We start from the raw sequence: 25,670 nt of genomic DNA on the forward strand, positions 1-25,670 counted from the left end.
CACTCCGGGTCGCGGGCAGGGAAAGGCGGACATAGCCTCCCAGATGTGACGCCGCCTGCGAGCCGTACCGGGATGTCCCGGCCTTCGATACCCGGCAGGGTCCTCGTCGCCGCCCTGGCGGCGGTGCTCTGGGTCGTCCTGCCGGGCGGCCCGGACGCCCGGGCCGAGGACCCTGTCACCCTCTCCCGTGACGGGCAGATCACCGACAGGGTGAGGGCGCTCGGCGACCGCGAACCACAGGTCGAAGCCGCCCTCGACCGTCTGTTCGAAGAGCGGCAGGTGCAGCTGTTCGTCGCGTACGTCCGTGACTTCTCCGGCCGCGACGCCCAGACCTGGACCGACGAGACCGCGAACCGCAACGGTCTGGGCCAGGAGGACGTACTGCTGGCCGTGGCCACGCACGACCGGCAGTACGCCTACTCCGTCGACCAGGGGTCGCGCCTGACCGACGCCCAGCTCCGGGACGTGGCGAACACGGCGATCGAGCCGGCGCTCCGGCAGAACGACTGGGCGGGAGCGGCGATCGGCGCCGCGGACGGCTACGCCGCGGTCCTGGCCGGCGACCCCGTACCCGCCCCGGCCATCACCCCGGGCGCCGCGGACCCCGGTCGGAGCGACAGCGGAGCCTCGGCGAACCTGATCGTGCCCCTGGCCGTGGCCGCCGTCGTGGTGGCGCTCGCCGCCTTCGCCTTCGCCCGCCGCAGACGTCGCACGACGACCAGGACGACCCCCGCGGCCCGCGGCTGGGGCGGGGGCGGGGCGGCCGAGCCGCCGGTTCCCCTGCCGGAGCTGGACGCCCGGGCGAAGGCCGACCTCGTCGACACGGACGACGCGGTGCGCACCAGTGAGGAGGAGCTCGGTTTCGCGACGGCGCAGTTCGGTGCGGAGGCCGCCGCTCCGTTCGCCGAGGCCGTCGCACACGCCAAGGCCGGGCTGACGGCGGCCTTCCGACTGCGGCAGCAGCTGGACGACGCCTTCCCCGAGGACGACGCGCCACGGCGCCGCATGCTCGACGAGATCATCAGCCGCTGCGCGGACGCCAACGAGCGGCTGGACGCGGTGTCCGAGGACTTCGACCGGCTGCGGGCCCTCGAACAGACGGCGCCGCAGGCCGTGGGCACCGCCGAGACCACGTTCCGCGCGCTGGCCGCCCGCGTCTCCGCCACGGAGACGTCGCTCGCCGCGATGCGCGAACGGTACGCGGACTCGGCCACCGCTCCTGCGGCCGAGGAGATCGAACAGGCCAAGGACCGGCTGGTCTTCACCACCTCCAGCCTCACCCAGGCCCGCCAGGCCGTGGACAGCGGGAACAACTCCGAGGCCGCGGTGTACGTCCGCGCCGCCGAAGGGGCCATCCAGCAGATCACCACTCTGGTGGACGCCGTCGACCGGCGGGCCGGGGAGCTGGCCGGGGCGGCGGAGAAGCTGCCGGGGGCGCTCACCGAGACGGAGACGGACCTGGCCGACGCCCGGGGGCTGCTCGACGGCACCCCGGAGGGCGTGCCGACCGCGGACCTGCGGGGCAGGGTGGCCCGCGCGGAGGCGGTGATCGCCGATGTGAGGGGCGGGACGGCCGCCGGTCCCTACGATCCGGTCGACGCGCTGCGCAGGGTGGAGGAGACGGACGCCGCGCTGGACGAGGCCCTGGCCGGAGTGCGCGAGCAGGAGCACGGGAACCGGCGGGCCCGCTCGCTCCTCGACCAGGCGATGTTCACCGCGCAGGCGGCGATCGGCGCCGCCGCCGACTTCGTCACCACCCACCGGGGAGCGGTCGGCAGCCAGGCACGCACCCGGCTCGCGGAGGCCCGGAGACGGTGGGAGCGGGCGCGTCAGCTGTCGGAGGGCGACGACGCCCAGGGCGCCCTGGGCGAGGCCCAGCGGGCCGACGCGCTGGCCGCGCAGGCGCGGAGCCTGGCCGAACAGGACGTACGGGACTACCAGGACCGGAGCGGCTTCGGCGGCCCGCGCTCCGGGGGCGGGGCGGGCGGAGCCGTCCTGGGCGGCATCATCCTCGGCGGCCTGCTGGGCGGGGGCGGGCGCCGAGGGTTCGGCGGCGGATTCGGCGGTTCCAGGGGCGGCTTCGGCGGCGGTCCGGGCAGCTTCGGCGGCGGGGGCACCCGCGGCCGGCGCGGCGGCGGGGGCCGCTTCTGACGGTGGCCCGAGCCGCCACGCGTGCCGGTCACCGGCTTTCGTACGGAGAGATCCAAGGAGAGGTGCCATGAGCAAGCAGACCGTCCTCGGCCGCGTCACCCAGTTGGCGCGGGCCAACATCAACGCGCTGATCGACCAGGCGGAGGATCCGCAGAAGATGCTGGACCAGCTGATCCGCGACTACACGGACAACATCGCGGAGGCCGAGCAGGCGGTGGCCGCCACCATCGGCAACCTGCGGCTGATGGAGGAGGACCACCGGGAGGACGTCGACGCGGCAAGGGAGTGGGGCCAGAAGGCGCTGGCCGCCAGCAGGAAGGCCGACGAGCTGCGGGCCGCGGCGGCGGGCGCGGAGGCCGACACCTTCGACAAGCTCGCCAAGGTCGCCCTGGGGCGGCAGCTCCGGTCGGAGCAGGAGGCGAAGACGGCTGAGCCGACGATCGCCTCGCAGACCGTGGTGGTGGACAAGCTGAAGTCGGGCCTGGACCAGATGAAGGAGAAGCTGACGCAGCTGAAGTCCAAGCGGGACGAACTGGTGGCCCGCGCCGCATCCGCCCAGGCGCAGAACCGGATGATGGACGCGGTCAGGAGCATCGACGTCATGGACCCGACGAGTGAGCTCGGCCGCTTCGAGGACAAGGTGCGGCGCGAGGAGGCCAGGGCGGTGGGCAAGCAGGAACTCGCCGCGTCGTCCCTGGACGCCCAGTTCGAGCAGCTGGACAGCCTCGGGGACAGCGCGGAGATCGAGGCCCGGCTCGCCGCGCTGAAGTCCGCCTCGTGACGGGAGGGGGCGGCGGGACGGGCCCCGTCCTCCTCAGTACATGCTCAGCAGCTGCTCCACGGAGAGTTCCGGGGCGGGCTCCCCGTCGGGCAGGGCGAGCTCGAACCAGACCGTCTTGCCGCGCGGGGTGCGCCGCGAGCCCCAGGCCGCGCTGAGCAGCCCGACCAGCTGCAGCCCGCGCCCGCCCTCGTCCGTGTCGCGCGCGCGCCGGCGCCGCGGCTGGACGAGGCCCGCGTCCCACACCTCGCAGACGAGGGTGCGGTCGCGCAGCAGCCTGAGCCGGATCTCGCCCTCGCCGTAGCGCAGGGCGTTGGTGACGAGCTCGCTGACGAGCAGTTCGGTGGTGTCCACGAGGTCGTCGAGGTCCCAGGCGGTGAGCTGCGTGCGGGCCAGCTCCCGGGCGCGGGCGACGGAGCGCAGCTCACGGGGGAGCCGCCAGTCCCCCACCGCGTCCGGCGCCAGACCCTGGATACGGGCCATCAGCAGGGCGATGTCGTCCTCGCCGTGGCGGGTGTCGAGCGTCGTGAGCACATGGTCGCAGACGTCCTCGAGCGGCTGCGATGGCTCGGTGAGCGCCCGCCGGAAGGCGTTGAGGCCCTCGTCCAGCGGATGGTCGCGCGACTCGACGAGGCCGTCGGTGTAGAGGGCGAGGAGGGCCCCCTCCCTGAGCTCCACCTCGACCTCCTCGAAGGGTTCGCCGCCGACGCCGAGCGGCATGCCCGGCGGTACGTCCAGGAGCAGGGCGGGCTCTCCCGGCTCGGCGACCACGGGAGGGAGGTGACCGGCGTTGGCGAAGGTGCAGCGCCGGGTGACCGGGTCGTACACCGCGTACACGCAGGTCGCCAGGTAGACCTCGGAGAGGTCGGCCTCACGGGACTTGTGGGCGGCCCGGGAGGGCCACTGGGCGCCGCCCCCGGCGCCGAAGCCGTCGCTCCGCTCCCCGCCGCCCGGGGTGCCGAGTCCGCGCGCCACCTCGTCCAGGGCGGAGAGCACCTCGGCGGGCTCCAGGTCCAGCAGCGCCAGCGTGCGTACGGCGGTGCGCAGTTCGCCCATGGCCACGGCCGCCCGCAGTCCACGGCCCATCACGTCGCCGACGACCAGGGCCGTGCGGTGGCCGGGGAGCTCGATCACGTCGAACCAGTCGCCGCCGACCTCGGTGGCCGTGTTGCCCGGGAGGTAGCGGCAGGCGATGTCGAGGCCCGCGGCCTCGGGGTCACCCGGCGGGAGCAGACTCCGCTGGAGGATCAGCGCCCGCTCGTGCTCCCGGCGGTAGAGGCGGGCGTTGTCGATGCAGACGGCGGCGCGGGCCGCGAGCTCGGTGGCCAGGGCCCGGTCCCGCTCGCCGAAGGGCTCGCTGCCCTTGGCGCGGGAGAACTGGACGAGGCCGACGACGACGTCGTGCGCGACCATCGGCACGGCGAGGGTGGAGTGGACGAATCCGCGCTCGTCCCCGGGCACGTCCTCGACGCGCCCGGTACGCAGGGCGACGGCGCAGGGCGAGCGGAACGGGTAGCGGTGGACCGAACCGAGCGCCGGAGGGCCCGTGTCCCCGGCGTCCGGCGCGCCGTCCGGACCGGCGCCCGGGAGGACTCCGGGGAGGGCATCGGAGACGGCGCTGGCCTGGGCGACCCGGCGCAGCTCCGCCGAGCCGGTACCCGATTCCTGGGGGTGCCCGCCCCAGCTGGCGGGCGAGGCCTCCTCACCGGTGAGGAGGCCCTGGTACAGGTCGACGGAGGCCAGGTCGCAGAAGCCGGGCACGGCGACGTCGAGCAGTTCCCGGGCGGTGGTCTCCAGGTCGAGGGAGTTGCCGATGCGCGCGCTGGCCTCGTTGAGCAGGGCCAGATTGCGGCGGGCGCTCGCCGCCTCACGGGCGGCGATGTGTCGTTGGGTGACGTCCGTGGCGAGTCCGGCGATCCCGATGGGGCGTCCCGATCCGCTGTGCACCCGGTAGAGGTTCATGGACCAGTGGCGCCGGGCGGGGGCGCCGGGCGGAGTACCGACGAGCTGGAGGTCGGTGACGGCGTCGCCGGTCTCCAGGACGCGCTCCAGCGTGGCGGAGAGGCGGTCGGCCTCGGGGTGGGGCAGATAGTCCCCGACCGTGCGGCCGCGGTGGTCGTCGGCCTCGCCCCCGAAGACGGTGGCGAACCGCTTGTTGGCACGCACGACGGTGAAGTCGGTGCCGAAGAGCACGAAACCGAAGGGAGATTGGCCGAAAATCGCCTGCGAGGCGGCGAGGTCCGTCTCGATGAGCCGCAGCGCTCTGACATCGACGACGATGCAGAGGGCGGCCCGTTCGCCGGCTCCCGTCTCACTCGGCATGACATAGATCTCGGCGAGCCCGCGGACCTCGTTCTCGCCCGGTATCCGGAACGGGACGAGGCCCGTCCACTCCCTGCCGTCGAGTATCTCGCCGACCCGCCTGTGCGCGTCCGGGCGCAGCTCGGCGGGCATGAAGGCCTCGACCGGGTCTCTGCCCACCACCTCGTCGGAGGCCATGCCGAAGAGACCGGCGGCCCGCCGGCTCCACTGCTCGATCAGCCCGTCGGGGCCGATCGAGAAAGAGGCGACCCTGATGTAGTCATAGATCGAGCCAGGCGGGCTGCTCTGCCACATGACGTCGCCCGCTGTCCCAGGTATCTCGCTCACGCGACCGTCCCCTCCAGCTCACACACCGGACCGGTCCTGCCCGCAGTATTCAGCACTACGGGCCTCACCGGCACGGCGTTCACGATCACAGCACGGTCTCAGTCCCTTTCAGCCAGGTCCTGCCCGACCTCCGGTGATCGCTGTGCGTCCCCTCCCACTCCTAACCAGGCAGAGGGAGCTCGAACCACACGGTCTTGCCACTCTTTCCGCGCCGGGTCCCCCAGCGGCGTGCGGAACAAGCCACGAGCTGCAGACCGCGGCCGCTCTCGTCCTCGGGTCCGGCCGTGCGTTCGGTGGGCGGATCCGGAACCGGGTCGGAGACTTCCACCAGAAGCCCGCGCCCGTCGGCCCCGGGGCCGGCCGCGTCGTCGCCGGGATGCGGCCGCACCAGCCGGACGCCGATGGGGCCGGAGGCGTAGCGCAGGGAATTGGTCACCAGCTCACTGACGAGCAGTACGGCGAGATCGCCCACCGCCACGTCGAACCCCCAGTGCTGCAATGCGTCACGGACCGCATGCCTGGCGCTGCGCACGGAGCCCGGCACCGCCGGAAAGATCCACTCGGCGCTGTCGCCGTCGGTATCGGTCACGCCGATCACTTCCCAGGGCCGGCAGCGGGGGCGCACCCCATTCAAAGGGGCTCATCGGCACATACCCGATATAGCGCGCAACCTACCGCAGACAGCGGCTTATGGGTCGTAAGGGTGCACCTGCGGGCCGAGGGTACGGAGAAACCGGAATCGTGCTCTCTCGCCACAGGGCGGACGCCCCGCGCCGCTCAGCCCTCCGGGGCCGCCCACAGGCGGCGTACGGCTTCGGCCACGGCGGGGCGGTCCTGATCCAGCCAGTCGACGGTGTCCACCTCCTCCGGGGCGAGCCAGCGCAGCTCGTCGTGGTCCTCCAGGGGAGCGGGGTCACCCGAGAGCAGCCGGACGGTCCACACCCGGAGCACGTAGCCGGGCTTCAGGGGCCACTCGCCCGGGATGCGCTCCAGCGGTTCCGTCTCCACACCGAGCTCCTCCCGGAGCTCCCGCACGAGCGCCTGCTCGCCGCTCTCCCCCGGATCCAGCTTGCCGCCCGGCAGCTCCCAGCGGCCGGCCAGCTCCGGCGGGGCGCTGCGGCGGGCGGCCAGGAGCCNNCCCGCCGGCACAGACGGCTCCGGCCACCACCACCACGGAATCACTCATGTGCCGGAGCGTAACCGGTGATCTCTCCGCCGCTACGGGCGCGTGCTCCGGCTCGTTCGCTCCACCCAGTAGAGCTGCTTGTGTCCGTGACGGTCCAGGCCGTCCGCGATCTTCTGCGCCTCGTCCTGCGTCGCATAACGGCCGACGCGGTACCTGTTGCCGTTGTCGTCCTGTCTGATCACCAGCCAGGGGAGCACGGCACCGCTGTCGGTCATGGCGTCTCTCCCCAGCATCTCGCCCCTCTCCCCACTGGCGTGCACGTCTCTAAGGATCCCCAGGAAACCGCAGTACGCATATGCCCGAGCGTACGCCTGACCTTCACTCAGCGGATGCGTGTTTACACAAAGAGAGACGCATCCGGCCACACCAAAGGGGGCGCACCCTCCCGAATGCGCCCCCACTCCCCCATCTCAGCCGGCCGGCGTCCGCACGGTCGGCAGCGGCATGAGCACCGGGCCGGCCGCGGGCTCCTTGCGGCAGACGTCCCCGCACTCCGCGTCCAGCGAGCAGCAGAGCGAGCAGATCGGGCCGGACTGCACCGGGCAGTCCGCGATGTCGGGCAGCTCGTAGGCGGTTTCGCACACCGCGCAGTTGTGGGTGGCGGTGATGTCGGCGATCTCGACGTCCGGCCCGTTGACCGGGTTCGGGCGGGCCAGGTAGTACTTCCCCTTCGTCAGCCAGGCGATCAACGGGCAGAGGACCAGGGAGAGTCCGGCCGCGATGAAGGTGGAGAAGGCCTCGGCGTAGGTGCCGAAGAGCCCGAAGAAGGCGAGGATCGAGACCGTCGACGCGATCACCATCGCCCCGAAGCCGGCGGGATTGACCGCGTAGAGGTAGGCGCGCTTGAACTCGATGTAGCGGGGGCTCAGCCCGATCCGCTTGTTGATGACCAGGTCGGCCGCGACGGCCGCGATCCAGGCGATGCCCACGTTGGAGTAGAAGCCCAGCAGCTTGTTGAGGGCCGCGAACATGTTCATCTCCATCAGCGTCAGCGCGATGGCGAGGTTGAGGAAGATGTACCAGACCCGTCCCGGGTGCTTGTGCGTGAGCCGGGAGAAGAAGTTCGACCAGGACAGCGAACCGCTGTAGGCGTTGGTCACGTTGATCTTGATCTGGGAGACGATCACGAAGACGGCCGCGGCCGGGAGCGCGAAGGAGCCGAGCCATGGCTTGAGCGCCTCGATCTGCGGGGCGATGGGCTCCAGCGCATGGGTCTTGCCGACCGCCTCCAGCGCGACGAAGGCGAGGAAGGCACCCCCGATCTGCTTCGCGGCCCCGATGATGACCCAGCCGGGACCCGCGGCGAGAACGGCGAGATTCCACCGCCGCTTGTTGGCCTCGGTCTTGGCGGGCATGAAGCGCAGGTAGTCGGCCTGTTCGCCGATCTGGGCGATGAGCGAGAGCGCGACGCCCGTACCCAGCCCGAAGGCGACCCAGGAGAAGCCCGGACTCGCACCCTCGGTGCCCGTGAAGGCGCCGAACGCCCCCCAGGAGTCCGGCGCCTCGAAGGCGAGCACCACGAAGGGCAGCACCATGCCGATGATCCAGACCGGCTGGGTCCAGGCCTGCACCTTGGCCAGCGCGCCCATGCCCCGGAACACGATCGGGATGACGATCAGCGTGGTGACCAGATAGCCGAGCTCGACGGGCAGCCCGATCGCCTGGTGCATGGCCTGCGCCATGATCGAGCCTTCGAGCGCGAAGAAGATGAAGGTGAAGGACGCGTAGATCAGCGAGGTCAGTGTCGACCCGAAGTACCCGAAGCCCGCGCCCCGGGTGACCAGGTCCATGTCCAGGCCGTACTTCGCGCAGGCCCGGGCGATCGGGATGCCGGTGAGGAAGATGATCGCCGCCGCGGCCAGGATCGAGGCGAACCCGCTGGTGAATCCGTAGGTGAAGACGATCGAGGCGCCGATCGCGAAGTCGGCCAGATAGGCGATGCCTCCGAGCGCCGTCCCCGCGACCATCGAGGGCGACCATCGCCGGAAGGAGTGTGGCGCGTAGCGGAGGGAGTAGTCCTCACGGCTCTCGTCCGCCGCGAGCTTGGCGTAACTGCGCCGGGGCAGCCCGGCACCATCCTGCGGCTCCTGCTGCGGCGCCTCGCCCGTCGTGGGCGTTGCGATGTCCGTCATCGGTGACTTCCCGTTCGTCGGTCCGGTGTGCGGTGACCCACGGGAAGTTAGGGCTTGGACATGACAAGCCGTGACGGCGGGCGATTGCCCGGCTGTTACGAGCGGCGCGCGACTGTTAACACCGGATCACCGATGGCGGACAGGCCGTCGCCCCCAGCGGTCGCCACAGCCGTCCCACCTGTCACCAGGGCCTCCACGTCCGTCACTTGACCGGCAGATGGTAGGCAATCCGGTAGCGGTCGGCGGGGACGACCACGTCGGCCGTCTCCACCGCCAGCCCCGAGGCGTAGAACGTCCGCCCGATCACGATCACGACATGCCCCGGCACGCCGCCGAGCGCCAGGAGCTCCTCCGCCAGCCCCGGGCGCGCGCCGACCTCCTCCGCGACGTTGTCCACGACGACGTCGATCGCCGCCATGCGCTCGACCACGCCGCAACCGCCCAGGGGCCCCTCCTCGGGAAGCATCACCGGCGTGCGTCCCGTGACGGCCAGGGGCTCCCAGGACGTGGAGAGCATCACCGGCTCACCCGCCTCCCGGAAGACGTACCTCGTGCGCATCACCCGGTCGCCGGGCTCGATCCCGAGCCGCTCGGCGATCTCGGCGCTCGCCCCCTCCTGCTCGCTGCGGGACTCCCAGGTGCCCCGCGCCCCCTCCGCCGTCTGTTCCTGGCGGAAGGGACTGGCCCCCGCCCCCGACCGGTATCCCGAGCGGGCGATACGGCGCGGGACAGGTCGGGCGCGCACATAGGTGCCGGAGCCCGAGCGCCCCTCGACCAGCCCCTCGGCCATCAGCACCTTGCGCGCCTCCAGCGCCACGGTGTCCGAGACCCCGTACTCCTCACGGATGCGGGCCTGCGACGGCAGACGGGTATGGGGCGGCAGCGCGCCGTTGACGATCTTCTCCCTGAGATCGCTCGCCACGCGCAGATAGGCGGGCTGCTCACCGAAAGGCACAGGCCACTCCCAACAGGTTGACAGACAGCAACAGCGTCGCAACCGTGGGTTCATTCTCGCAAGCACGGGCCAGAGTTTCACTCGAAGTGATGATTCACCGCCCACCTGCGCATACCTGACCCAGGTGGGCGCCGGACATGCGCGAACCTCTTGACCGTTTTTGGTCCAGACCAATACCTTCCTGTGCACAGCACGGCTCCCGCTGCCCCTCCCGCACCCGGATACACCCCGGCCCGCGTCCGGACCTCCGTCCCGGACCCTGCACAGGAACGAGCCCCATGCGCCGAAGAACCCTGACCGGACTGACCACCGCCGCCTGCGCCCTCGCCCTGCTGGCCGGCCTCGCGCCCGCCGCCTCGGCCGGCCCGGCGGGCCACGACCGCGGTGCGGACCACCACGACCGCGCGTACCGGACCGTCGGCTACTTCACCCAATGGGGCGTCTACGGACGCGACTTCCAGGTCAAGGACCTGGACACCAGCGGCGCCGCGGCCAGGCTCAGCCACATCAACTACGCCTTCGGCAACGTCAGTGCGGAGGGCCGGTGCTTCACGGGCAACGTGCCGGGCGAGGCCGACGCCTGGGCGGACTACGCCCGTCCGCTGGACGCCGCCGGATCGGTCGACGGCGTCGCCGACACCGAGACGCAGGCCCTCGCGGGCAACTTCAACCAGCTGCGCGAGCTCAAGGCCGAGCACCCCGGGCTCAAGGTGATGATCTCCCTCGGCGGCTGGAGCTGGTCCACCCACTTCTCGGACGCGGCCCGTACGGCCGCCTCCCGCAAGGCGCTCGTCTCCTCCTGCATCGACCTGTACATCAAGGGCAACCTGCCGGTGGACGGCGCGCGCGGCGGCGACGGAGCGGCGGCAGGCCTCTTCGACGGGATCGACCTCGACTGGGAGTGGCCCGGCTCGGCAGGCGACACGGACACGGTGTACCGCCCCGAGGACAAGCGGAACTTCACCGCCCTGGTCCACGAGTTCCGCACCCAGCTCGACGCCTACGCGAAGAGCACCCGGAAGGGGAAGGCCAGGGCGAAGCACTACGAGCTGTCCGCCTTCGTCCCCACCGCGCCCGCCAAGATCGACGCGGGCTTCGACGTGCCCCGCGTCATGCGGGACTTCGACTTCGTCAATCTCCAGGGATACGACTTCCACGTCTCCGGCGAGACCACGACCGCCCAGCAGTCCGCGCTGTACGCCAAGGGCGACTTCAGCGTCGACCAGACCGTCCGCGACTGGATCAGGCGCGGTGCGCCGGCCCGCAAGCTGGTGATGGGCATGCCCTTCTACGGCCAGGGCTGGACCGGGGTCACCGGCGGCGGCGACGGGCTCGGGCAGCCCGCGACGGCCCCGGCGCCGGCCACGTACGCCCCCGGCTACGAGGACTACAAGGCGCTCAAGAAGCTGGCCGAATCGGGGCGGTACACCGTGCACCGGGACACCCGCAACGGCCACGCCTGGCTGTTCGACGGCACGACCCTGTGGACGTACGACGATCCGCGGGTGCTGCGCGCCAAGACCTCGTACATCCGCGACCGCGGTCTCGGCGGGGCGATGTTCTGGTCGCTGGACGGCGACACGGACGACGGCGAGCTGATGGCAGCGGTCGGCCGGGGGCTGGGCCGGCGCTGAGGCCCCGGTGCCGGTGCCGGCCCGCCCCGGGTGACCCCCGGGCGGACCGGCACCGGCGCCCCGTGCGGGGACCGCGTCTGCAGCCGCGCGGTCCCCGCACGCACGGGTCACTGGTTCACCGGCGCCCCCGCGCCCTACATTCGTCGCATGCCTGATACGCGGATGCCCACGGCCTTCTACGTCTGTCCCCGGGACGGTGCCCGGGCCGAGGTCGCGACGGCCGCCTGGTGCTGTCCGGAGTGTGCGGGCCCCTGGGACCTGGACACCGGCCCCCGGCCGCCCCTCGCACCCGACGCCCTGAGCGGTCGCGTCAACTCGCTGTGGCGCTACGAGGAGGCCCTCCCGCTCGCCTCCCCCGCCGTGTCCCTCGGGGAGGGGCGGACCCCGCTCGTGCCCCTCACGGACCGGGTCTCGGCCAAGCTCGACTTCCTGATGCCCACGCTCTCCTTCAAGGACCGCGGCGCGGTGATGCTGGCGGAGCTGGCCCGCAGGCTGCGTCCGGACCAGGTCGTCGCGGACAGCAGCGGCAACGCCGGAACGGCCGTCGCCGCCTACTGCGCCCGGGCCGGGCTGCCCTGCACCGTGTACGTCCCCGAGGGGACCTCCCCGAAGAAGACCGGGCAGATCCTCGCCCACGGCGCCCGGCTGGAGACAGTGCCTGGCGGCCGCGAGGCGACGGCGGCCGCCGCCCGGGCCGCGGCCGGGAGGCCGGGCACCTTCTACGCCTCGCACGTCTTCAACCCGTACTTCCTGCACGGCACCAAGACCTACGTCTACGAGATCTGGGAGGACCTCGGCGGCACCCTCCCCGACGCCCTCGCCGTGCCGGTCGGCAACGGCACCCTGCTCCTGGGCGCCGCCCTCGCCACCGCCGAACTCCTCGCGCACGGACTGATCGACCGCCGCCCCGCGCTGCTCGCCGTGCAGGCGGAGGCGGTGTCGCCGCTGGCCGCGGCGTTCCGGGCGGGGGCGGAGGACCTGGTGGACGACCCGGGGCCCGCCGCGCCCACCCTGGCCGAGGGGATCGCCATCCCCCGTCCGCCCCGGGCGCGGCAGATCCTGGCAGCCGTCAGGGAGTCGGGCGGCACCTTCCTCACGGTGACGGAGGACCAGATCCGCTCGGCGCAGAAGGACCTGGCGGCCCGGGGCCTCTTCGTCGAGTCGACGGGCGTCGCCTGCTGGGCGGCCGTGGGCGGCGGGACGGACCGCAGCATCGTGGTCCCGCTCTGCGGGGCCGGCCTCAAGACGGGTCTCGCCCCCTGAGCGCGAGGGAGCGGGGGACGGTCCTCGAAGGCGGCGGGCCGCGAGCAGGGCGGACGGACGGCGCGGTGATCGTGAGTTGAGTCGCCTGCTGCCGGTTCGGCTTGTGCCCGGGGCGGGTTGTCATGTTCGGATGAGGTGATGCACACCCCGCACCGCATCGATCCGCATGACCACCCCCACGGCCGTATTACCGCGGCGCCCCGCAACCCCCCGACGAGCTCGGGGCCCTCGCCGACCCCCCAGGGGACGAGTTCCCCGGCGGTGACCCGGGCCACCGGTGGTCCGGGCGGGAGCCGGCTGCGGGACGTCAGCGTCGGCGAGGACGGCATCCGGGTGAGGCCACGGGCTCGCAGCTGAGCGTGGGCGGCTCCTGACGCCCCCGCGCCCCTCCGGCCCGCGCCCGAGGGACGGTGCATCCCGACCGGGGCGCGCCGGGCGTCGTGCCCGTGGACGCGCCGGGCGTCGTGCCCGTGGACGCGCCGGGCGTCGTGCCCGTGGATCAGGGGCCGCGGTCGCCCGGATCGGTCCAGTGGGTGTCGTGCCTGAAGAAGAACTCCGCCCGCTCCTTCTCCGGCCAGTCGGAGACCTGCCCGACCTTCTCGAAGTACTCCTCCCGGGGTGCCCCCGGGGTGAAGAGCAGCAGCATCGTGGCGGGTTCGGCGGAGTCGTTGCGGAAGGCGTGCAGGCCGCCCTGGGGCACGTACAGGAAGTCGCCCGGCACGGTGTCCACCCACCGCTCGCCGTCGTGGATCCGCACCGTGCCGTCGAGGATGTAGAACGACTCGGAGATCGTCCGGTGGAAGTGCTCGGGCGGTCCCCCCGCGCGAGGTCCCATCGTGATCCGGTACAGCCCGAACTCGCCGTGCGTGGATGCGGTGGTGGCCAGGTAGTCGGTGCTGCCGCCCCCGCGGGTCAGCAGGTTCGGGGTGGTGTCCGAGGGCCGGTACCGGGCGCTGATCTCGCCGGTGCCGTCCAGGTAGACGGGGTCCGGATACGACATTCCGCTCTCCCTGCCTCCGGTCCTGGACCGGTCCGCGTTCCCCACGCGTACGCCGCCGGGGCGGACGGACGCCCTCCTCCCACCACCGTACGACGGTGTCCGTCCCGCGTCAGAACCCGCTGTCCACGGGTGCGGAGCCCGTGGGCCCCCTGCCCTCCTTCACCGGGTCCGGGACCGGCGTCTCGTCGGCCGGGTCCGGGATGCCCGCCAGGTCATCGACGTCGAACACACGGGCGATGGGGACGTCCGTGCTGCTGTGGGCGATGATCGAGAAGGCGATGCACACGGCGATGAGGGTGTACGCCTCCTCGCCCTGCGGGATTCCGGCCTGGAGCACGAGCAGCCCGTACACCACCGAGGCGAACCCCTTCGGCCCGAACCAGGCCGCGACCAGCCGCTCCCTGCGGTCGAACCGGGTCCCGATCAGGGAGAGCAGCAGCGAGGCGGGGCGGATCAGGACGATCGCCAGGATCACGGCGACATAGCCGCCGAACGAGAGGTCCCCGAAGAGCTGCGGGGTGAGCAGGGCTCCGAAGACCAGGAGGGCGGCGAACTTGGCCAGCTCCGCGAGGACCTCGCCCAGCGGCTCGAAGGCCGCCTTGGCCTCCGGGGAGACCGCGGTGAAGACCGCGCCCGCGCTGAACGCCGCGAGGTAGGGGTTCGCGTGGGTCAGGTGGCACGCCCCGTAGAGGATGACGCCCGTGGCCAGCGGCAGCAGCGGCTGCAGTTTCGGCTCGGCGCCCAGGAGGGGGAGACGGGCGAGGCCGTTGACGGCCAGGGGCAGCGCTATGCCGAATCCGAGCCCGAGGGCCAGCTCCAGACCGATCGACGGCAGGTCGGCCGCCGCGTGCCCCGCGGTGGGACCGGCCGCGGCGATCAGGACGAGGACGATGGGCAGGGCGAGACCGTCGTTGATGCCGCTCTCCACGTTGAGGAGCTGCCGCAGCTTCGACGGCACCTCCTTGCGCCCGACGATCGCCGAGGCGAAGACCGGGTCGGTGGGGGCCAGCACGGCGCCGACGAGGAAGGACGTCGTCCAGTCCAGCCCGGCCACGTAGTGCGTGACCAGGGCCATCCCGACGAAGGCCAGCGGCATGCCGAGGCCCAGGGCGCGGGCCGGGTTCTTCCAGTTGGCGCGCAGCTTCGGGAAGGAGACGTGCATGCCGTCGGTGAACAGCACGGCGAAGAGGGCCAGATCGGCGGTGACCGCGACGATCTCGCTGTCCGGGGTGATGTGGATCAGCCCGAGGAAGCCGTCACTGACCAGGGCGCCGCCCACGAGGAACAGCAACGAGGTGGAGAGCACGGTCCGGGCGGCGAGCCCGGAGAGCAGCACGGCTATCAGCAGCGCGACTCCGAAAACAGCGACGAGCACCATGGTGGATCCCCCAGGTCGAAGAAGACACGTGTCCCTTGTTCGCCGACCAGGCTTCCCGGCACTCCGCCGAGGATTTTACACATTCCTTACTCCACTGGGGCGGGCACCCCCGCCGGACCGCTCCCGCACGGTCCGGCGTGAACTGCTCCGCCTCCGGAACTCCTTCCGTTCGGGCGGTAGCGCGGGCACGCGGATGGGCGCCCGGATCGGGTCCAGCACCTCCCCGTCCCACGGCGTCGCGGAAGTCGCGTACCCGGGCGGCCTCGGCCCGCTGTCCGTCCGGCTCACGCATGGTCCGGCACCCTGGCCCCGGGGGCGAAGGGGAAGCCGAGCAGCTCCTCCACCGGCCCGTACACCTCGGGGAGGTACATCGCCGAGAAGAGCAGCAGACGCGCGGCCGGGGCGACCAGGACGTGGACCTGCTCGCCGACGGCGACGTCTGCGGAGGCGAGCGGAGCGCCGTCCCCGTCGAACGTCGTGATGAGGTCGGGGAAGACCGCCCTGCGCTCGCCGTCCAGCTCCAGCGTCATGTACTCGCTGACGAAGTGCAGGGTGGTGCCCGCCGCGTCGTCCAGCACGGCGACCCCGGCGTCGAGGTTCTCGCGCTGCTCGCAGCGGTAGTCAGGCACCGTGCCGGTGGCGACGATCTCGCCGCCCAGGTGCTGTGCCGTGCCGAGCGGGCCGTCGGACGGGAAGCGGTGGCCGAGCTCGACGGCGAAGCCGATGGCGCCCGGCGCGCCGTGCTTCGTGGCGCAGCCGACCTCGACCGGGGTGCGGGCGACGCCCACCCAGCCGTCGGCCTCCACCGACGCGCGCCGGACCACGGAGGAGGTGGCCTCCAGGCCGTCGGCGACGGCCCCCTCGACGTACGTGTACGGCTTGCCGCCCGCGTACCCCTGCACGGAGCGGTAGCCCTCCTCGGGGCGAGAACACGGGCACGATGATCGTCCGCGGGGGCCGATGAGCTCCGGCGGCACCGGGAACGCCTCCGGGAGTCTCCCGCCCGGCCTACCCGGCCCGGCCCGCCGTCCGGAAGGCGCGCCGGTAGGCGGCCGGCGTCGTACGGAGGGCCTCGTGGAAGCGTCGTCGCAGGTTGACGGCCGAGGAGAGGCCCACGCGGCGGGCGATGGTCTCCACGGACAGGTCGGTCTCCTCCAGCAGCGCCCGGGTGGCGGCGATCCGCCGGTCCATCAGCCAGCGTCCGGGGCTGACGCCCAGTTGCTCGGTGAAGCGGCGCGTGAGCGTGCGGGCCGAGACCTGCGAACGGACCGCCATCTCGGCGGGACCCGCCACGGCGCTGGCCTCCCCGGAACGGCTGCTCCTGGTGTCCGCGGGCGTCGGCCTGGCGGGATGCGTGGCACTGGTCGCGACCCCGGCGATCCGCACCCTGCGCCGCGTGGACTCGGCCCCCGCCGACGGAGAGTGAGCGGCCCGCAGGCCGTTGCGGTCAGTGGTTCTGGACGATGTTGTAGACGTTGCCGTCCGGCGCCCGGACGAAGAACCGGTGAACCCCCCAGGCCTCGACCGTCAGGGGGTGCACGATCTCGAAGCCACGCTCCTGGGCCTCGGCGAAGGCCGCCTCCACGTCATCCACCTTGACCGACGCGACCGGGTCGACCGGGGCGGTCGCGTCCCGGGTGACGAGCTGCAGATGCGCACCGGTCTCGGGGGAGGTGTACCGGGCCACCCAGCCCAGGTTGAACTCCTCGTCGGCCAGGCCCAGATAGTCCGTGTAGAACGCCCGGGCCGCCCCGAGGTCACCCACGTGGACGTCCGCAACAACACTGGTGACCCGCACCTGGTCCTCCTCGACGGCGACAACGACCGACCCCTGCCCGACGGCCCGAAGGAGGCCGCCCCCAACAGCGTACGGAACGCCGCTGCCCGTGGGCGCCGTTCCGCACCGCTCGCCGTGCGGTGATTCGACACCCAGCGCTCGTGTCCCAGCCGGAACGCCGTCGCCCGCGTATCGCTCGACCATCGCGGCCCCCCTCGACAGGCAACGGAGAACCGACGGCCCGGGACGCACACCTCGGACACCGCTCCACCGCCGGGACACCTGATCCGTCCCGGGCACGCGTGCGCTCGACCGGAAGCCCTGTGCGGCGACCGCGTACAGATCAAGGATGTCTGAGCTGCTCCGGGTGTGAGTGGTCGCGATACAGGGCTGAAGCCGGACAGCGGATCGGTGTCGCAGCCCCTGCCGAGGACGCCCAGGAGCGTGCGTGAGGATCGTGACGGCTGGAGACCGTACGGGGGCAACGTGAAGGTGTCGGCAGGCGGTACGAGGAAGCGGTTGTGACGACGGCCGATTTCGACGGTGACCGCACCTGGTTCGCACCGGATGAAGTACGCCTCGCCGTCGAGGTGGTCTCCTCCGAGTCCGCACACCGGGACCGCACGGTAAAGCTCCACAAATACGCAGAGGCCGGCATCCCGCACTGGCGCATCGAGGACGAGGACGGAGCACCCGTCGTCCACGTCTACGAACCTGACTAATCCCAGCACGGGATTCGCGACAAAACACGAGAGCCAAGATCACTAATGGTAGGCAACGGATCCGACCCGAGCAGCGAAATCGAGTAATGGGCCGGGGCCCATGCGCGGACGTTGGCAAGCGGCGCCTTTTGAGGGAACTGGCACGCGAATGCGGCATGAGCGCCTGGGGCCTGTCGCAGAAAGCTCACCGATGCCGTATCACCATCCACCCTCCGGGCGGCCTCGGCCACCTTGATCTCCCCCCGCGGCTCTCACCGGCGATGCATGCTGTCACCGACGGCCGCGAAGCTCTGGACCGGCTGCGCACCATCGTCCAGGTCGCCGGCCACGACAGCATTCCCGCGGCCGCCCACAGCTTCTACGGCGGCAGGAGCGCCACCCCCGCCCAGCGCATCCGCGCGATCGAGCACGGGGCCGGCTTCCGGATCATCGACCGGGACACCCGCCCCCTCGCGCCAACGCCCCGCGGGCGCGGCTTCCACCGAGAAGCACAGCAGATCCTGCGCATCACAGACGACGTCGAACCAATCCGGCACGATCCACAGTGAGCACAGGGCCAGATGCCGCAGACAGTGTCAGCTCCGCCCCGTGTTCGCCGGCTCACCCGCATCGCCTACTCGACCGCCGCGCCCCCGATCAAGGCTTCGTGCGCGGCGGCAAGGATCTCCTCCGAGAGCGGGGAGCCCTTGGTGGCCCGGGACAGGACCAGCGCACCGAACAGGGTGCAGAGGCGGACGATGCCGTCCTGGTCGTCACCGCCGAGGAAGTCGGCGAAGTCGGCCACCCCCTCGGTGTAGACGCGACGGGCCTCACGACCCCCGCCTTCGCGTGCGACGTCCGTGGCGAGCGCGGCGACCGGGCAGCCGTCCGCCGGGTCGTCGCGGTGTTCGACGGAGAGGTAGGTATCGATCAGAGCCTGCTGGGCGGCGTCGCGCTGCTCCTCGTGCCGCTCCAGCCCGGCGCTGTAGCGCTGGGTGAGCTCGCCGAAGGCGTGGGCGGTGGCCTCGTCGACGAGCGCCTCCTTGGAAGCGAACTGCTTGTAGAAGGCGCCGTGGGTCAGGCCGGCCGCCTTCATCAGGTCGGCGACGCTCACCTGAGTTCCCTGCTCCCGGAACAGCCGCGAGGCGGTGTCCACCACCCGCCTGCGGTTCTCCTCCGCCCGCGCCTGCGATACGCGTCCCATGATCACCCTCCCATTTGGATGCCGACTGGCATCTATCGTAGACCCGTGTTTAGATTGGTTGCATAATCTAAACCGTGTGGGTGACCTGACGGCACCCGCCGTAGACCAGGAGCGAGCATGGAACTGAAGAACGCGGTCGCGGTCGTCACCGGCGCCAACCGGGGCCTCGGACGGCACCTTGCCGCCCAGCTCGGGGAGCGCGGCGCGAAGGTGTACGCGGCCGCCCGCCGCCCCGAGACCGTCGATGTGCCGGGTGCCATCCCGCTGCGCCTCGACGTGACGGACGAGGCATCGATACGGGAGGCCGCCCGCATCGCGTCGGATGCGACCCTACTGATCAACAACGCGGGCATCTCCACCGGCGCGACACTGATCGGAGGCGACCTGGATGCGGTGCGCCGGGAGATGGAGACCAACTTCTACGGCCCGCTCGCCGCGACCCGCGCCTTCGCCCCCGTCATCGAGGGCAACGGTGGCGGCGCCGTACTCAACGTCCTGTCCGCCCTGTCCTGGTTCCACCCGGCAGGACTCGGCTCCTACGCCGCGTCCAAGGCCGCCGCCTGGGCACTGAGCGACGCGACCCGTGAGGAGTTGGCGCCCCGGGGCATTGCCGTCTCGGCGCTGCACGTCGGCTACATGGACACCGACATGGCCGCCGACGTCCCCGCCGATCAGAAGGTCGCCGCCACCGACGTCGCGGCCCAGGCCCTGCACGGCATCGAGACGGGCCAACCCGAGATCCTCGCCGACGAGACCAGCCGGTACGTCAAGCAGAGCCTGTCCGCGGCACCCCAGCCGAACGCGGGCTGACGCTCACCCCTCCACCCCGGCGCGACCGCCTCCCCACCCCCCCATGCAAGGACATCTCATGCGTGGCATGGCCTTCGGACACCGGACCGGACTGCGCGTGTCTGAGTACGGGCTCGGCACGGCGAACTTCGGCACCGGCTGGGGTGCCGGCGCCGAGCCGGTCGAGGCGCGCCGCGTGTTCGACCGGTTCGCCGAGGCGGGGGCACGTTCCTCGACAGCGCGGACGGCCACCAGTTCGGTGAGTCGGAGGAGCTGACCGGAAAGCTGATCTCCGCCGACCGCGAGCACTTCGTGCTGGCCACCAAGTTCTCCCTCGGGGCCGCGCCGCGGCCGGACACCTCCAGGACCGGCAACAGCCGCAAGAACATGGTCGCCTCGGTGGAGGCCAGCCTGAAACGCCTGGGCACCGACCACATCGACCTGCTGTGGGTGCACTTCCCCGACGAGCTCACTCCGATGGACGAGCTCCTGCGCGGACTGGACGACCCGGTGAGCGCCGGCAGGATCCACCATGCCGCGCTGTCCAACTTTCCCGCCTGGCGCGTCTCACGCGCGGTGACCCTCGCGGACCTGAAGAACTGGGCCCCGATCGTGGGCATCCAGCACGAGTACAGCCGTGGCGCGACCGGGGCGCGCCGCCGAGATGCCCGACCCCGAGGTGGTCGCCGACGACGTACCGGTCAGGATCGACGCGGCGAGTGTCAACCCGCTGGACATGAAGATCCGCGACGGTGACCTCAAGGCGATCCTGCCCTATCGTCTCCCGCTCGTCCTGGGCAACGACCTCGCCGGGGCCGTCGTCCGCGTCGGATCGTCCGTCACCCGCTTCGCGGTGGGCGACGAGGTGTACGCGCGGCCCGACAAGGACCGCAGGGCCGCCACGTCATCGCCTTCGATCAGGGCGGTGTCGGGGCGTCCACCGGCCAAGTGCCGGACAGCATCGAGGCGATGGCTGAGGACGCCTACACCTTCATCACGGCGCTCGGCTTCGACAAGATCGACGTCTTCTCCTTCTCCCTCGGGGCGCTCCACCCCCGACGACCTGTCGCAGCTCGCCCAGCCCACTCGCCTCGCTCTGTCGGGCCCTGCCCATTCGCACCGCGGACCAGGGGAAGTCACACCGCCACGAGCCGGACCCGATCGCCGCAGAGCTTGACCATGTCGTCGATATCGGAAGTCAGCATGACCACGGGGCGATGCTGTCGCAGTGCCGCCTCGGCGACCGCCGCATCGATGGCGTACTTGTGCCCGTGCAGGCCGGCATCCATCAGCAGCGTCGAGGCCGCCCTCGCCTCCTCGTCACCCACCGGAACCACGCGCAGCCCCGAGAGCAGCCAGTTCAGTCGTGCCTTGTTCGTACGGGCATGCACGGCCTCGATGATGGTGAGCGCGCAGATCACGACCTCCATGCCGCGCGAGCGCGCCTCAGCGACCAGAGCCACCACCTGCTCGTCGTCGGCGAGCAGCTTCGAGAGCCCCTCACTGTCGAGGACCAGCGTCCCCTCGTGGCTCAGCTTGCGGCGGGCCACTCGCCCTCCTCGGCAAACACCTCGTCGAAGACCTGCCGTGCCCGCTGACGAGCCTGCTCGGAAATCGGCCCCTCGCGGCTCTCGTAGTCCGCCAAATACTCGTCGAGGACCTGCCCGCGCAGCTCACGCTCGACCGCCTCGGCGATGAACGCGGAGAACTCCCGCTTGCCTACCCGCGCCCGGATCGCCTCCGCGGTGCCTTCGGGCAGCGACAGGCTCACCCGCGTCGCCGGCCCTTCCCCGATGCTGTACGTCGTCTCACCCATACCCCCGAGTGTGTCAAACGAGTAGGAAAAGCGCCACGATCTGCGCGGATCCCCGGAGTCGTGCAGAAGGCGTGTGGACGGAGCCTCTCCCGCCACCCCTCGCATCGGGCAGCACGACGCCCGAAGCCCAGCACGGGCGTTCCATCCCATCCCAGCACCATCCCAGCACGGGAAAAAACCAAGGGCCCGACTCCGAAGAGTCGGGCCCTCCCTGACCTGCACGTTTGCCAGATCCGCGACGTGGTGACACAGCAGCGGCTACACGTTGACGCGGAATGCCTGCGGGCTGATCCTGACCTGCGGCGGAGCCTCATCCAGGGCTTTGACCTGCAGATTCGCCGTTTGGTTGCGTTGGCCTCCGACGGACATTTACGAGCGTCCTGCGGACTGCCTGCGGACCGGGCAGCCTCCCCCATGGCTATTCGCACCCGCAGGGTTACGACCGCCGGTAGGATCGACACCATGAGCAGTAGCAGGAAGTACTCCATCAGCCTGCCCGAAGACCTCGCCGAGGCCGTACGCGCACATGTCGGGCCCGGTGGCTTCTCCGCCTACGTCGCCGAAGCCCTGGAGCAACGAGTCGCCATGGACAAGCTTCGGGAGATCGTCGCCGACTTCGAGACCGACAATGACGAGCTCACCCGCGAGGAGGTCGAGGCCGCCCGCGCCCTGCTGCGCCATGACCACCGACAGGTCGGCCGTGCCGCCGCCTGATGCCCGGCACCCTGCTGCTCGACAGCGAAGGACTCTCCAAGCTCTACCGTAAGGACCGCACCGTCGTAGCACTGGTCCAGGCGGCATCAGAGGAAGGCATCCGCGTGGCCACCAGCGCCATGACCACTCTCGAGGCCGATTACGAGCGGATCCACCCGGCCCGCATCAAGTGGACCCTCTCCCGCGTCGACGTTCACGACGTCACCAGAGAGGTCACCGACGAAGCCGCCGTCCTCCTTCGCGCCCATCATCTCCACGGCCACAAGTACGCCATCGACGCCGCCTTCGCCGTCATCGCCCGCAACGCACCCCAGCCGGTCACCGTCCTCACTTCCGACCCCGAGGACCTGACACTCCTGTGCGGCCCTTCCGTAGAGGTCGTCAAGGTCTGAAGCGCCGGCCACATCCACGTCAGCCAGGTCGGCCGTCAGCCACAGCACTTCGCGGACCAGGACTCCCTTTACGGCTACCTCAGTCCCGCTGAGTACGAGAACGCACTCGCAGCCTGACCACCACACCAATGGTGTCCGCCTGGGAAACAGACGCACTGTCGCAACTCGCCGACAGCCAGCCAACATGTCTTCTCACCGTTGCGGGAACGGCTACCACAGGGTCAGCGATGCATGCCCGCGGCAACAGTCAGGGAACAAACGGCTCCGCCAACAGCACCACCCGATCGCTCTCGACCTCGAACCGGAGTACGGGATGGCTGCCGTCGCCGCCTTCGGCATCCATCAGCACCGGCTTCCCCAACCGGCGTCCGATGGCCGTGAGGAACCCGCAGATCAAGTCGAGTCGCTCCTGCCCCTGGACTTCCCGCAGGTCGACATCAAAGTCGATCTCGTGCGACGAATAGAAGCGGAAGATCACCAGCACATCAGCGGCCATCCAGACCCTCAACTGCGGACACTCAGCGTCGGCCTGCCGGGACAGCACCGTCTCCGCCCGAGGCACCGGAAGTACCGACTCTCCTTCGGAGTACCGGTGCTTCCATCCCCTCACGTCAACAAGGTCGAGGACAGCCTGCCAATCCTCGACCGAGGCCCCAGGAACGAGCACGTCCGGCAGCGTGCCCATCAGATCAGGGTCGAAGAACCCTCTGACGTCATCCCACAGCAGGTCAGCCACTCCCCCATCCTGCCCGGCACCCCTTTCCCATGCGTACCGGGTTTCCCAGCCCCTCCCCAGCTGCGCCTGGCACGGCACCCCGGAAGCCCCAGCTCAGAGCACGTACAGACCCGCCCCGAGAGTCAGCACCAAGTCAGCACACGGCCAGGAAACAGGCTGATCCAGCCGGAGAAAACAGGAAGGGGCCAGACCCGAAGATCTGGCCCCTGACCTGGGGTTTCCTATCCTGACCGGCCACTTCGAACGATCAAGGAATCAGGCACTACACGTTGAAGCGGAACTCCACCACAACCGGTCTGACCTGCGGTTATGCGAGCGCGTCCCAGCACCATCCCAGCACGGGATTCACGACAAAACACAAGAACGCTCGACGCCGAGGATCTACCCAACAGCTGCGCCTGCCGGTGTACGCATGCTCGAATCTCTAGCCCGCGCTTCAGCCGCAGCACCCGTACCACGCCGCCGAGTAGATTCGCCACGGCCCGGCCAACGATGCGCGGACTCTGCTGTCACCCATCGAGGCACTCGCTAGCACGACATGCGGCGTTTCCCAGCTCAGTCGGCGGTGCCGGGCTCCACGACCCACTCGGCTTGCAACCCGCTCACCGAGGCGATCATGTCGAAGTCGCCGTCGTAGTGCAGGACCGTGGCCCCGTGCCGTTCGGCCGTTGCCGCGATGAGGACGTCGGCCAGCGACAGCGCCCGGTGGAATCCAGCGTTCAGCGCCAACGTCTGGATCGTGAGCGCCCGCTCGAACTCCTCGTCATTGCAGGGCAAGTAGTCGAAACCACGGAGCAGAGTACGCAGACGCAGCGCCTCGGGCTTTCCGCGCGCCGAATACAGAACCTCGTACTCGGTCGGGGCGCACACCGCTAGGAGCCCGTCACGGTCCAGCGCATCCAGCCGGGCCCGCACCGCCGGTTTGCCCCGGCGGGCCAAGGCGGACTTGTCGATGAGGTAGCGCCCCTTCACGCCGCCGAAGCCCCGCCTTCACGCTTCAGCGAACCGTCCGGATTCCGCGGCCCCGTCTGCGACCGGATCTCCGCGAACGCGTCCTCGAACTCACCGTCGTCAATGGCATCGAACAGTTCGCGGCGCAACCGCAGCCTCACCCCCTCCTCCATGGCCGCCCGCACTGCGGCGACCTTCGTCTTCACCCCGTAGACCCGCATCGCCTGCTCGACGATCTCCTCGTCCAGATCGATCACAGTCCTGGCCATCAGCCATCCCTCCACAGCCCAACGACTCACCAATGATATCAATTCTGAGCTAGAAATTACATCGAGCCGCCTGGATGTCCCGAGAGCCCCTTAAATCAGGGGCTGGAGCACAGCGCCGGATATCGAACGTCACCCGGAGGTTTCAGCTTCCAGCTTGAGCGCCCCACTCGGCCCCCGAAGGCGTACGGACCGAGTCGCTCCGACAGAACAGCCCTGTATCCGCCTCGCGATACAGCGGGCGTATGAGGTGTCCCCCGGGGTGTGGACACAGGGGCTCATGCCGCGATTGAGAGTTTAGCTACTCGCAGATGCTGCTGTTCGAACTCCACCGGTGAGAGGTAGTTGAGGGCACTGTGGCGTCTGCGGGTGTTGTAGTAGGTCAGCCACTGGAAGATTTCCAGCCTCGCCCACTTCTCGTCCAGCTGCCCGGCGGAGAAGTCACGTTGGACGAGGTCCGGGGCAGGGGGTGCGAAGCGGTCCGGGACCGTGGTGCGTTTACAGCGCCGCAGATGGAGGCCCTCCAGCCCGTGCCTGCGCATGAGCCGCTCGACGCGCTTACGGTTCACCGTGTGTCCGAGGCCCCGCAGCTCGGCATGGACACGCCGCACTCCGTACGTTCCTTTGTGGTCGGTGTGGATCTCGCGGATTTCCGCGGCCAGGGCATCATCGGCGGCCTGCCGCACCTCGCGGGCCTTCGCGCCGGCGATCCACCGGTAGAAGCCCGAGCGCGAGACCTGAAGCACCCGGCATATCCGCTGCACGCCGAAGTCGGCCCGGTTGTCGGAGATGAAGCCCCAGCGGAGGGTCATGCCCTCATCTCCTCCGCGAAATACTGGGCCGCCCGGCGCAGGATCTCCCGCTCGATTTCCCACTCCTTCTCAGCCCTGCGTAGCCGGCCGTTCTCCGCCCGCAGCCGGACCAGTTCCTCATCCCCGCCCTCCGCGACCGGCTCGTCACGGATACCGCGGCCCGCCTGCTCATCGGCCTGGCGTACCCAACTGCGCAGCGTCTCGCCGGTCACCCCAACATCCGCCGCCACCGCCGCATACGTGCGCTTCCCACCCGCCGCGCGATACAGCGCGACGGCATCGTTCCTGAACTCCGCCGGATACGGAGACTTCCGTCCCACCAGGACACCCTTCCTCGGATCTGCAAGATCCATTGCCAGAGTGTCCACACCACCGGGGTCGCCTCA

General features: G+C 70.8%; 27 protein-coding genes and 4 pseudogenes. 13 read left to right on the plus strand and 18 right to left on the minus strand.

Going from position 1 to position 25,670, the window contains the following annotated elements:
* Positions 1 to 72 precede the first annotated feature (72 nt).
* Together B9S57_RS04360 and B9S57_RS04365 are read left to right on the plus strand one after the other, a co-directional pair.
* Complete coding sequence (locus B9S57_RS04360) at positions 73 to 2,151, plus strand: TPM domain-containing protein (RefSeq protein ID WP_103514196.1); 2,079 nt, start codon at positions 73 to 75, stop codon at positions 2,149 to 2,151.
* 67 nt (positions 2,152 to 2,218) lie between these two features.
* Positions 2,219 to 2,932 (plus strand): PspA/IM30 family protein, encoded by a 714-nt coding sequence (locus B9S57_RS04365; RefSeq protein WP_103514197.1) that lies wholly within the window; start codon positions 2,219 to 2,221, stop codon positions 2,930 to 2,932.
* Between the two features lie 33 nt (positions 2,933 to 2,965).
* Here B9S57_RS04365 and B9S57_RS04370 read toward each other — a convergent pair whose 3' ends face one another.
* The 6 genes and pseudogenes from B9S57_RS04370 to B9S57_RS04395 form a co-directional block, all read right to left on the minus strand.
* Positions 2,966 to 5,545: a SpoIIE family protein phosphatase gene (locus tag B9S57_RS04370; protein WP_103514198.1), complete on the minus strand. Its 2,580-nt coding sequence runs from the start codon at positions 5,543 to 5,545 to the stop codon at positions 2,966 to 2,968.
* A 193-nt stretch (positions 5,546 to 5,738) separates the two neighbouring features.
* Positions 5,739 to 6,176 carry an ATP-binding protein gene (locus B9S57_RS04375; protein ID WP_103514199.1) on the minus strand — a complete coding sequence of 146 codons (438 nt, stop codon included), beginning with the start codon at positions 6,174 to 6,176 and terminating at the stop codon, positions 5,739 to 5,741.
* Between the two features lie 179 nt (positions 6,177 to 6,355).
* Positions 6,356 to 6,764, minus strand: a pseudogene (locus B9S57_RS04380) ((deoxy)nucleoside triphosphate pyrophosphohydrolase).
* Positions 6,765 to 6,796: 32 nt separating this feature from the next.
* Complete coding sequence (locus B9S57_RS04385) at positions 6,797 to 6,997, minus strand: hypothetical protein (RefSeq protein WP_103514200.1); 201 nt, start codon at positions 6,995 to 6,997, stop codon at positions 6,797 to 6,799.
* Between the two features lie 177 nt (positions 6,998 to 7,174).
* Positions 7,175 to 8,896 (minus strand): cytosine permease, encoded by a 1,722-nt coding sequence (locus B9S57_RS04390; protein WP_103514201.1) that lies wholly within the window; start codon positions 8,894 to 8,896, stop codon positions 7,175 to 7,177.
* Positions 8,897 to 9,098: 202 nt separating this feature from the next.
* The gene (locus B9S57_RS04395; RefSeq protein ID WP_103514202.1) at positions 9,099 to 9,851 is read right to left on the minus strand and encodes a GntR family transcriptional regulator; all 753 of its coding nucleotides are present in this window, start codon (positions 9,849 to 9,851) and stop codon (positions 9,099 to 9,101) included.
* Positions 9,852 to 10,129: 278 nt separating this feature from the next.
* Between B9S57_RS04395 and B9S57_RS04400 the strand changes: the two genes are divergently transcribed.
* Together B9S57_RS04400 and B9S57_RS04405 are read left to right on the plus strand one after the other, a co-directional pair.
* Entirely contained in the window at positions 10,130 to 11,485 is a 1,356-nt protein-coding gene (locus B9S57_RS04400) for a glycoside hydrolase family 18 protein (RefSeq protein ID WP_103514203.1), read from the plus strand.
* Between the two features lie 147 nt (positions 11,486 to 11,632).
* Positions 11,633 to 12,748, plus strand: a complete 1,116-nt coding sequence (locus B9S57_RS04405; RefSeq protein ID WP_103514204.1) for a threonine synthase — start codon at positions 11,633 to 11,635, stop codon at positions 12,746 to 12,748.
* Positions 12,749 to 13,247: 499 nt separating this feature from the next.
* On the opposite strand, the gene B9S57_RS04410 is transcribed toward B9S57_RS04405, so the two are convergent.
* From B9S57_RS04410 to B9S57_RS35130, 5 genes are all read right to left on the minus strand, one after another.
* Positions 13,248 to 13,748 (minus strand): cupin domain-containing protein, encoded by a 501-nt coding sequence (locus tag B9S57_RS04410; protein WP_103514205.1) that lies wholly within the window; start codon positions 13,746 to 13,748, stop codon positions 13,248 to 13,250.
* Positions 13,749 to 13,857: 109 nt separating this feature from the next.
* Positions 13,858 to 15,126, minus strand: a complete 1,269-nt coding sequence (locus B9S57_RS04415; RefSeq protein ID WP_103514206.1) for a sodium:proton antiporter — start codon at positions 15,124 to 15,126, stop codon at positions 13,858 to 13,860.
* Positions 15,127 to 15,410: 284 nt separating this feature from the next.
* The gene (locus B9S57_RS04420; RefSeq protein ID WP_258036214.1) at positions 15,411 to 16,028 is read right to left on the minus strand and encodes a DUF917 family protein; all 618 of its coding nucleotides are present in this window, start codon (positions 16,026 to 16,028) and stop codon (positions 15,411 to 15,413) included.
* A 106-nt stretch (positions 16,029 to 16,134) separates the two neighbouring features.
* A complete protein-coding gene (locus B9S57_RS04425) occupies positions 16,135 to 16,512 on the minus strand; it encodes a helix-turn-helix domain-containing protein (RefSeq protein ID WP_374935910.1) in 378 nt (125 codons plus the stop codon).
* A 61-nt stretch (positions 16,513 to 16,573) separates the two neighbouring features.
* Positions 16,574 to 16,891: a VOC family protein gene (locus B9S57_RS35130; RefSeq protein ID WP_258036215.1), complete on the minus strand. Its 318-nt coding sequence runs from the start codon at positions 16,889 to 16,891 to the stop codon at positions 16,574 to 16,576.
* On the opposite strand from B9S57_RS35130, the gene B9S57_RS35135 reads away from it, so the two are divergent.
* From B9S57_RS35135 to B9S57_RS04445, 3 genes and pseudogenes are all read left to right on the plus strand, one after another.
* Complete coding sequence (locus tag B9S57_RS35135) at positions 16,892 to 17,047, plus strand: hypothetical protein (protein WP_258036216.1); 156 nt, start codon at positions 16,892 to 16,894, stop codon at positions 17,045 to 17,047.
* Between the two features lie 377 nt (positions 17,048 to 17,424).
* Positions 17,425 to 17,622, plus strand: a pseudogene (locus B9S57_RS04440) (Uma2 family endonuclease); the annotation flags it as partial.
* Positions 17,623 to 17,885: 263 nt separating this feature from the next.
* Positions 17,886 to 18,173, plus strand: a complete 288-nt coding sequence (locus tag B9S57_RS04445) for a LysR family transcriptional regulator (protein ID WP_103514209.1) — start codon at positions 17,886 to 17,888, stop codon at positions 18,171 to 18,173.
* A gap of 65 nt (positions 18,174 to 18,238) precedes the next feature.
* On the opposite strand, the gene B9S57_RS04450 is transcribed toward B9S57_RS04445, so the two are convergent.
* Positions 18,239 to 18,808 (minus strand): TetR/AcrR family transcriptional regulator, encoded by a 570-nt coding sequence (locus B9S57_RS04450; protein WP_103514210.1) that lies wholly within the window; start codon positions 18,806 to 18,808, stop codon positions 18,239 to 18,241.
* Between the two features lie 117 nt (positions 18,809 to 18,925).
* Between B9S57_RS04450 and B9S57_RS04455 the strand changes: the two genes are divergently transcribed.
* The 4 genes and pseudogenes from B9S57_RS04455 to B9S57_RS04465 all read left to right on the plus strand — a co-directional run.
* Positions 18,926 to 19,618, plus strand: a complete 693-nt coding sequence (locus B9S57_RS04455) for an SDR family oxidoreductase (RefSeq protein ID WP_103514211.1) — start codon at positions 18,926 to 18,928, stop codon at positions 19,616 to 19,618.
* A 58-nt stretch (positions 19,619 to 19,676) separates the two neighbouring features.
* Positions 19,677 to 19,874: a hypothetical protein gene (locus B9S57_RS35140; RefSeq protein WP_258036217.1), complete on the plus strand. Its 198-nt coding sequence runs from the start codon at positions 19,677 to 19,679 to the stop codon at positions 19,872 to 19,874.
* Positions 19,871 to 20,353, plus strand: coding sequence for an aldo/keto reductase (locus B9S57_RS35145; RefSeq protein WP_258036219.1), 483 nt, complete (start codon positions 19,871 to 19,873; stop codon positions 20,351 to 20,353). Before B9S57_RS35140 ends, B9S57_RS35145 begins: the two co-directional genes overlap by 4 nt.
* Positions 20,262 to 20,489: pseudogene (locus B9S57_RS04465) on the plus strand (alcohol dehydrogenase catalytic domain-containing protein); the annotation flags it as partial. The gene B9S57_RS35145 and the pseudogene B9S57_RS04465, both read left to right, overlap by 92 nt.
* Positions 20,490 to 20,733: 244 nt before the next feature.
* Here the strand turns inward: B9S57_RS04465 and B9S57_RS04475 are convergent.
* Together B9S57_RS04475 and B9S57_RS04480 are read right to left on the minus strand one after the other, a co-directional pair.
* Positions 20,734 to 21,147, minus strand: coding sequence for a DNA-binding protein (locus B9S57_RS04475; protein WP_103514212.1), 414 nt, complete (start codon positions 21,145 to 21,147; stop codon positions 20,734 to 20,736).
* Entirely contained in the window at positions 21,129 to 21,413 is a 285-nt protein-coding gene (locus B9S57_RS04480) for a hypothetical protein (protein ID WP_103514217.1), read from the minus strand. The genes B9S57_RS04475 and B9S57_RS04480 overlap by 19 nt, the downstream gene beginning before the upstream one ends.
* 462 nt (positions 21,414 to 21,875) lie before the next feature.
* On the opposite strand from B9S57_RS04480, the gene B9S57_RS04485 reads away from it, so the two are divergent.
* Both B9S57_RS04485 and B9S57_RS04490 read left to right on the plus strand, forming a co-directional pair.
* Positions 21,876 to 22,127 (plus strand): hypothetical protein, encoded by a 252-nt coding sequence (locus B9S57_RS04485; protein WP_103514213.1) that lies wholly within the window; start codon positions 21,876 to 21,878, stop codon positions 22,125 to 22,127.
* Positions 22,127 to 22,519: a DNA-binding protein gene (locus B9S57_RS04490; protein WP_103514214.1), complete on the plus strand. Its 393-nt coding sequence runs from the start codon at positions 22,127 to 22,129 to the stop codon at positions 22,517 to 22,519. Before B9S57_RS04485 ends, B9S57_RS04490 begins: the two co-directional genes overlap by 1 nt.
* 247 nt (positions 22,520 to 22,766) lie before the next feature.
* Here B9S57_RS04490 and B9S57_RS04495 read toward each other — a convergent pair whose 3' ends face one another.
* The 4 genes and pseudogenes from B9S57_RS04495 to B9S57_RS04510 form a co-directional block, all read right to left on the minus strand.
* On the minus strand, positions 22,767 to 23,255 hold the full coding sequence (locus B9S57_RS04495; protein ID WP_181011228.1) for a hypothetical protein: 489 nt from the start codon (positions 23,253 to 23,255) through the stop codon (positions 22,767 to 22,769).
* Between the two features lie 555 nt (positions 23,256 to 23,810).
* Positions 23,811 to 24,227, minus strand: a complete 417-nt coding sequence (locus B9S57_RS04500) for a PIN domain nuclease (protein WP_103514215.1) — start codon at positions 24,225 to 24,227, stop codon at positions 23,811 to 23,813.
* Complete coding sequence (locus B9S57_RS04505; RefSeq protein WP_032790114.1) at positions 24,224 to 24,475, minus strand: type II toxin-antitoxin system VapB family antitoxin; 252 nt, start codon at positions 24,473 to 24,475, stop codon at positions 24,224 to 24,226. The genes B9S57_RS04500 and B9S57_RS04505 overlap by 4 nt, the downstream gene beginning before the upstream one ends.
* A 275-nt stretch (positions 24,476 to 24,750) precedes the next feature.
* A pseudogene (locus B9S57_RS04510) lies at positions 24,751 to 25,604 on the minus strand (IS3 family transposase).
* Positions 25,605 to 25,670 lie beyond the last annotated feature (66 nt).

Source organism: Streptomyces sp. SM10 (assembly GCF_002910915.1).
In the GTDB taxonomy this organism is placed as follows: Bacteria; Actinomycetota; Actinomycetes; order Streptomycetales; family Streptomycetaceae; genus Streptomyces.